Origin of the sequence: Lentzea aerocolonigenes (genome assembly GCF_000955955.1) — a bacterium.
GTDB classification, from domain to species: domain Bacteria; phylum Actinomycetota; class Actinomycetes; order Mycobacteriales; family Pseudonocardiaceae; genus Lentzea; species Lentzea aerocolonigenes_A.
In genome coordinates, this window is record NZ_JYJG01000332.1 from 24502 (window position 1) to 30547 (window position 6046).

The following is a 6046-nucleotide window of genomic DNA, read 5'->3' on the forward strand; positions in this document are numbered from 1 at the left end:
CGTGACTGATCGAGCGGCCCGCGGCACCCAGACGTCAGGCCTCGACCTGCACCTGGGCCACTTCGACACGGTCGGCCGCAACGTCCGCGCCGGCCTCATGGACGCCTTCCGCGACGCGATCCGCACCGGCAGGCTGGTGCCGGGAACGCGGCTGCCGTCGAGCCGGGTGCTGGCCACCGACCTCGGGCTGGGCCGCAACACCGTCGTCCGCGTCTACTCGGAGCTGATCAGCGAGGGGTGGCTCACCGGGCTGCACGGTTCGGGCACCGAGGTGGCGCGGCGTTCAGCGGAACCCGTGGGCGGACGGGCACGGCCGCGTTCGCCCGCGGCACCGGTGAGACCGCTGCACGATCTCCGGCCGGGGTGGCCGGACCTGTCGTCGTTCCCGAGAGACGAGTGGGTTCGCGCGGTGAAGCGCACGGTCGGCACGGCGCCGTTCGAGGCCTTCGGGTACACCGATCCGCACGGCAGGCCCGAACTGCGTGACGCGATCGCGCGCTATCTCGCCCGGTCGAGGGGACTGCGCGCACACGCCGGCAACGTCATCGTGTGCAGCGGGGCCGCGGAAGGGCTGCGGCTCGTTGCCGCGACGCTCGCGGGCGCGGGAGTCACGAAGGTGGCGATCGAGGAGTTCTGTCTGCACACCCAGCGCCCGGCGTTGCTGAAAGCCGGGATCGAACCCGTCCTGCTCCCGGTCGACGCCGACGGCGCCGATCTGTCCACATTGGACGAGACTGCCGATCTGGGCGCGGTGCTGCTCACGCCGTCGCACCAGTTCCCCTTGGGCGTGGCGCTGCAGTCCGACCGGCGGGCTGCCGTCGTCGACTGGGCGCGCCGGCGGGGCACGCTGATCATCGAGGACGACTACGACGGCGAGTTCCGCTACGACCGGTCTCCCGTGGGCGCGTTGCAGGGGCTGGACCACGACCACGTGGTCTACCTGGGGACCGCGAGCAAGTCCCTGGCGCCGGGACTGCGCATCGGCTGGCTCGTCGTGCCGGACCACCTGGTCGGCCCGATCACCGCGGAGAAGGGGTGGGCGGAGGATTCCGTCGGGTTCGTCAACCAGCTGGCGATGACCGAGTTCATCGAGTCGGGAGCGTACGACCGGCACATCCGCGCGATGCGTGCGCAGTACGGCAGACGACGCAGGCAGCTGGTCGACGTGATCGGCGAGCACTCGCCCGCCACGCGGGTGGCCGGGATGTCCGCCGGTCTGCACGTGCTGCTCGAACAGCCCGGCCGGACCGGCGCCGAACTCGTGCGCCGGGCGGTGCGCGAACAGCTGGCGGTCGAGCCCCTCGGCCTGTTCCGCAATCCCGGGTCCACATCGGACCGCGACGGCCTGGTGGTCGGATTCGCCGCGCCCTCCCCCAGTGCCTGGTCGGGCGCGCTGGACGCCCTGGTTCGCGTTCTTCGGTGACACCCGAGTGGTTCCCGTTCCCGGGTCCCAAGTGGACCCAGGCTCCGCGCAGAAACCGGGCTAGCGTCGGAACCATGCTCGCTGCCGGAAACACGAAGGTCACCGACCTGCTCTGCGCCACCCCGCCGCCCATTCCCGAGGGCGCGCACGCCATGACCCAGCTCGTCGAGCTCCCGCCGGCCGACGAGGGCCTGCAGCCGCACCGCCACAGCGGGCCCGTTTTCGGTTACGTCGTCGAAGGCAGGATCCTCTTCGAGCTCGAAGGCGAGGCCCCGCGCGAGATCACGGCCGGCGAGGCGTTCTGGGAGCCTGGCGGCGACGTGGTGCACTACCAGGTCGCGAACCTGGAACCGGAGGCTTGGAGCAGGTTCGTCGCCGTGTGCCTCTGCGCTCCGGGCGTGGACATGATCACCATGCTGGAACCGGAGGAGATCGCCGCGCGCGACCACCTCCGGCACCCCAGCGCCCGCCGGAACAGGACCTCGTCGTGAAAGCCGTCATCGTCAAGGACCAGGCAGCCGGTCTCGGTGGCCTGACCCTCACCGACCGCCCGTACCCGCACGCGGCGGAGAACGACGTCATCGTGCGGGTGTGCGCGGCCGGCTTCACCCCCGGCGAACTGGACTGGCCGGGAACGTGGACGGACCGGGCCGGCCGCGATCGGACGCCCAGCGTGCCCGGTCACGAGCTGTCCGGCGTCGTGGCGGAGCTCGGCTACGGCACCACCGGGCTCACCGTCGGGCAGCGGGTGTTCGGGCTCGCGGACTGGACCAGGGACGGCTCGCTCGCCGAGTTCGCCGCCGTCGAGGCCCGCAACCTCGCTCCGCTGCCCGCGGACGTCGGCCACACCGTCGGCGCCGCCCTGCCGATCTCCGGCCTGACGGCCTGGCAGGCGCTGTTCGACCACGGCCGGCTCACTTCCGGGCAGACCGTGCTGATCCACGGTGCGGCCGGCGGGGTGGGATCGATCGCCGTGCAACTAGCGCGCCGAGCGGGAGCGCGGGTCATCGGCACCGGCCGCGCCGGCAGCCGCGAGGTCGCTCTCGGCCTGGGCGCGCACGCGTTCGTCGACCTGGAGAACGAGCGCCTGGAAGACATCGGCGAGGTCGACGTGGCCTTCGACGTGCTCGGAGGCGAGATTCTCGAACGCTCGGCGGGGCTGGTCCGCGCGGGCGGCACCCTGGTCACCATCACCGAGCCCACCGAGGCCAGGCCGCGCGACGGCCGGACGATCTTCTTCGTCGTCGAGCCGGACCGGGACCGGCTGGTCGAGCTGGCTCAGCTCGTTCGCGACGGAAGCCTACGGGTGCTCGTCGGTACCCAGTACCCGCTAGCTGAAGCGGCGACGGCGTTCGGTGCAGGGCGCGGTGGTGGAAAGTCGATCATCGTGTTCGACGAGCGCTGACGTTGCCGCGCCCGCTCGCAAGGCGTCGGCCACGAGCGGGGTGGACGTCGCGGACGTGAGGACGCGAACCTGAGCGGCGGGGCAGGTCCGGTACGACTCTCCGGCGCGGGTCCGGTAGAAGACCCGCGCCCACACAGCTTCCGCCCCGGTGAAGGTGACGATCTCGGTCACGCTCCCCCAGATGCTGCCGTCGACCTCTACCTGGTCGTCACCGGACACGAGGTGTGCCGTGGCGCGGCGCAGGAGCCGTACCCGGTCGAGTGCGCAGGAGAAGACCTTGGCCTAATGTACCGCTGTCCGCAGATGTCGTTTGGGCGCGTTACACACACGTCCCACAGAGGGCCGGCTTCCGAGAATGGCAGCCGAACCGGATGTCCAGGGGCTTGTCGGCTCACGATTTCACTACAGGACGTTGCGAAATACTCTTCCCGGTTTACGCTACACGTTGTAGCTTTATCAGCCATGTACCTGGCACGAGGCCCGCTGATGGATGACGCGTAGTGCACGCCGGGGACAGGGCTACAAAGCGGCACGCAGCACCGAGTTCGTCGATGCGTTGCCGGTGTCGGGCACCAGCAAGGTTCTCAAGCGCGATCTCCGCGCCGCGCAGTGGGAAGGACAGACCCGCCGAGTCAAGTGACCAGAAGGAGCAGTCATGCTCAGCATCACCCGTCCGGCCATGCTCGTCCTGGCGGTTCTGGCCGTCACGATCGGCGCGCTGGAGAGCATCCCGTTCCCCGCTTTGCCACTCCTGCAACGAGAACTCGGCCTCGACCCGGCTCAGGCCGGTCTGCTGTCCACCACGCTGATCATCACGTCCGCGATCACCATGCCGATCGTCGCGAGGATCGCCGACGACCGCGGCGGCCGGCGGACCCTGCTGGTGCTCACCTGGTGCATCGTGGCCGGGGCGGTGCTGTCGGCGTTCGCCACGACGTTTCCGGTGATCCTGATGGGCCAGTTCCTGCAGGGGCTCGGCGGCGGCATCCTGCCCGTCTCGTTCGTCGTGGCGCGTCAGCTGTTCCCGGACTCGACCCCGGTGGCGGTGGGCTGGCTCACCGGCCTGTTCACCGTCGGCACCGGCCTGGGTGTGCTCGCGTCCGGCCCGCTCGCGGACGTGCTGTCGCGGCAGTGGATGTTCCTGCTGCCGGCGTTGGTCGTCGCGGCCGTCGCCCTCGCCGCGCCGTTCGTACTGCCCGGCGATGCGAAAGCCCGGACCGCACGACTGGACTGGCCGGGTGGCGCGCTGCTGGCGTTGACGCTCGCGACGCTGATGCTGGCGCTCTACGCCGGTGCGCTGGTGTTGCTCGCGCTGGCGCTCGTGCTCGGCGCCGCGTGGGTGCTGGTCGAGCGCCGGGCCGCGCATCCGTTGGTCGACCTGCACGTCCTGAGGACGCGCGGGGTGTGGACCGCGAGCGTCGTGGCCGGTGTGCTGGGAGCCAGCTACTCGGCGACGTACTTCCTCGTGCCCCAGCTGTTGTCGACGCCACGCTTCGGTGCGACTCCCAGCGACATCAGCCTGTATTTGTTCCCCACCGTGGTCGTGGCGATCGTGGTCGGGCCGGTGTCCGGGCTGCTCGTCCGCAAAGCCGGTGCCCGCGTTGCCGTGGTTGCCGGTTTGGTGCTCACGGCGGCGGGAACGCTGTTCCTGGCGCTGTGGCACGAGATGCCGTGGCAGATCGTGCTGGGCCTGCTGGTGACGCTCGGCCTCGGCGTGGGAACCGCGTCGACCGCGACCTACACCAGCGCGATCGCTTCGGTGCGGCAGGAGAACACCGGCGTCGCGTCGGCGACCTGCGGCATCGCCCGTGCGATTGGTGCGGCGTTGGGCGTTCAGGCCGCGGCCGTTCTGCTCACCGATTCCCCGTCCGCCGGCGCATTCCGGTTCGGCTTCCTGCTCGCCGCGGCCGTCGTCCTGCTGCCACTCGCTCTCGTGGGCGGCGTTCCGGAATGGTCGCGGCCCAAGTCGGTCACGACAGTTCCGTGATGATCTTCTCGATGCGACGTGCGCGGGTCTCGGGTTGTTTCGCCGCCGTCACGGCCTCGGCCCGCTGCCGCTGGTTGCTGTAGGAGAGCGCGGTGAACGCGGCACGGGCGGCGGGGTGCTGGTCGAGTGCCGCCGCGAGGTCGCCGGGCAGTTCGACGGTGCGTTCCGCGAGGTCCAGTTCGAGCGTCACCTCGACGGTGTCACCTGCGCTCACCCCGGCGGCCTCGCGGTTGGCGGCGCTCAGCGGCAGCATGAAGTCGCCGCCGTACACCGCCACCGTGCTGCGGTAGGTGTGGGCGCCGATGGTCACCAGCACCTTCGGCTTCTTGCCCTGCCCGAGCGCCGCCACCACCTCCGCCGGGACGTGGAAGCCGGTCGCGGTCTTGCCGCCGAGCTCGATCTGAGTGGTGAACTTGTAGCGCGTCACGCCTCGGACTTTAGGCGCTCCAGCCGGGCGGGCACGTGCTTGTGCCACGGCGTACCGACCCACTCGTCGCGGTCCTCGGCGGCGGTGAGCTCGTTCGGGGCGACGCCGGTGCGCTCCTGCACCGTGAGGCCGAGACCGTTGGGCAGCGAGATGTGGCCGGACCGCATGGACTCCGTGACGTCCACGAACACCTCGGCGCTGCCCCGCCGGGTGGTGAGCCGGACCTGGTCGCCTGTCGTGACGCCCAGCCGCGTCGCGTCGGTGACGCTGATGCGCAGGCGGCCGTCCGGGTCTCGCCGCCGCCAGCTCGGGTCGCGCATGATCGTGTTCGCCGTGAACGCCCGCCGCTCCCCCGCCGACAGCACGAACGGCCAGTCCGGATCCTGTTGCGGGGCAACCCTGTCGCGCAACGCTGCCACCGCGGCGAGCAGGTCTGGCACGTCCAGGTTGATCCGGTCGTGGGGCAGGCGCTGCCAGGACGCGTCGTAGTCGTCGTGGGTGATCTCCACGCCGTGCGAGCCGTGGATGATCGCCTCGAAAAGCCGCTCCCCCGCTTCGAGTCCGGTGCCGTAGCCCGCTTTCTCCACGCCGGCCGGGTTCTTCCGGGCGCACTCGTGCGCGGCCATCCACAGCACAGCCGCCGCTGAGGCGTCGTGCGGCAGAGTCGGGCCGAGTGTGCGGTACAGCAGGACGGAAGCGAGGCGCCGTTTCACCGGATCCGCCAGTGCGCCGAGGAAAGCTTGCGCGAACTCGGCCCGTCCGGCAGCCGCGGCCGCTCGCAGCGGCGCGTAGTCCTCTTCGGAC

7 protein-coding genes are annotated in these 6046 nt (G+C 70.9%); 5 read left to right on the top strand and 2 right to left on the bottom strand.

Annotated elements, in window-relative coordinates; genetic code table 11:
* The first annotated feature begins 1 nt into the window (after position 1).
* The 5 genes from UK23_RS36090 to UK23_RS36105 all read left to right on the top strand — a co-directional run bounded on the left by UK23_RS36090 (position 2) and on the right by UK23_RS36105 (position 4815).
* Positions 2 to 1423 carry a PLP-dependent aminotransferase family protein gene (locus tag UK23_RS36090; protein WP_045316238.1) on the top strand — a complete coding sequence of 474 codons (1422 nt, stop codon included), beginning with the start codon at positions 2 to 4 and terminating at the stop codon, positions 1421 to 1423.
* Positions 1424 to 1497: 74 nt separating this feature from the next.
* Positions 1498 to 1914, top strand: a complete 417-nt coding sequence (locus UK23_RS36095) for a cupin domain-containing protein (RefSeq protein WP_045316239.1) — start codon at positions 1498 to 1500, stop codon at positions 1912 to 1914.
* Positions 1911 to 2828 carry an NADP-dependent oxidoreductase gene (locus tag UK23_RS36100; protein WP_045316240.1) on the top strand — a complete coding sequence of 306 codons (918 nt, stop codon included), beginning with the start codon at positions 1911 to 1913 and terminating at the stop codon, positions 2826 to 2828. The genes UK23_RS36095 and UK23_RS36100 overlap by 4 nt, the downstream gene beginning before the upstream one ends.
* Before the next feature lie 490 nt (positions 2829 to 3318).
* Positions 3319 to 3468: a hypothetical protein gene (locus tag UK23_RS52165; protein ID WP_156213643.1), complete on the top strand. Its 150-nt coding sequence runs from the start codon at positions 3319 to 3321 to the stop codon at positions 3466 to 3468.
* Positions 3469 to 3483: 15 nt separating this feature from the next.
* The gene (locus UK23_RS36105; RefSeq protein ID WP_045316241.1) at positions 3484 to 4815 is read left to right on the top strand and encodes an MFS transporter; all 1332 of its coding nucleotides are present in this window, start codon (positions 3484 to 3486) and stop codon (positions 4813 to 4815) included.
* Here UK23_RS36105 and UK23_RS36110 read toward each other — a convergent pair.
* On the bottom strand, positions 4799 to 5242 hold the full coding sequence (locus UK23_RS36110) for a YdeI/OmpD-associated family protein (RefSeq protein WP_045316242.1): 444 nt from the start codon (positions 5240 to 5242) through the stop codon (positions 4799 to 4801). The two genes, UK23_RS36105 and UK23_RS36110, sit on opposite strands and share 17 nt — an antisense overlap.
* The coding region (locus tag UK23_RS36115; RefSeq protein WP_045316243.1) for a molybdopterin dinucleotide binding domain-containing protein at positions 5239 to 6046 on the bottom strand (808 nt) is incomplete at its 5' end. The genes UK23_RS36115 and UK23_RS36110, both read right to left, overlap by 4 nt.

Bases quoted from the DNA above. Each gene is read 5' to 3' on its own strand.
- UK23_RS36095 (WP_045316239.1), top strand. From the start codon at position 1,498: ATGCTCGCTGCCGGAAACACGAAGGTCACCGACCTGCTCTGCGCCACC.
- UK23_RS52165 (WP_156213643.1), top strand. From the start codon at position 3,319: ATGACGCGTAGTGCACGCCGGGGACAGGGCTACAAAGCGGCACGCAGC.
- UK23_RS36105 (WP_045316241.1), top strand. From the start codon at position 3,484: ATGCTCAGCATCACCCGTCCGGCCATGCTCGTCCTGGCGGTTCTGGCC.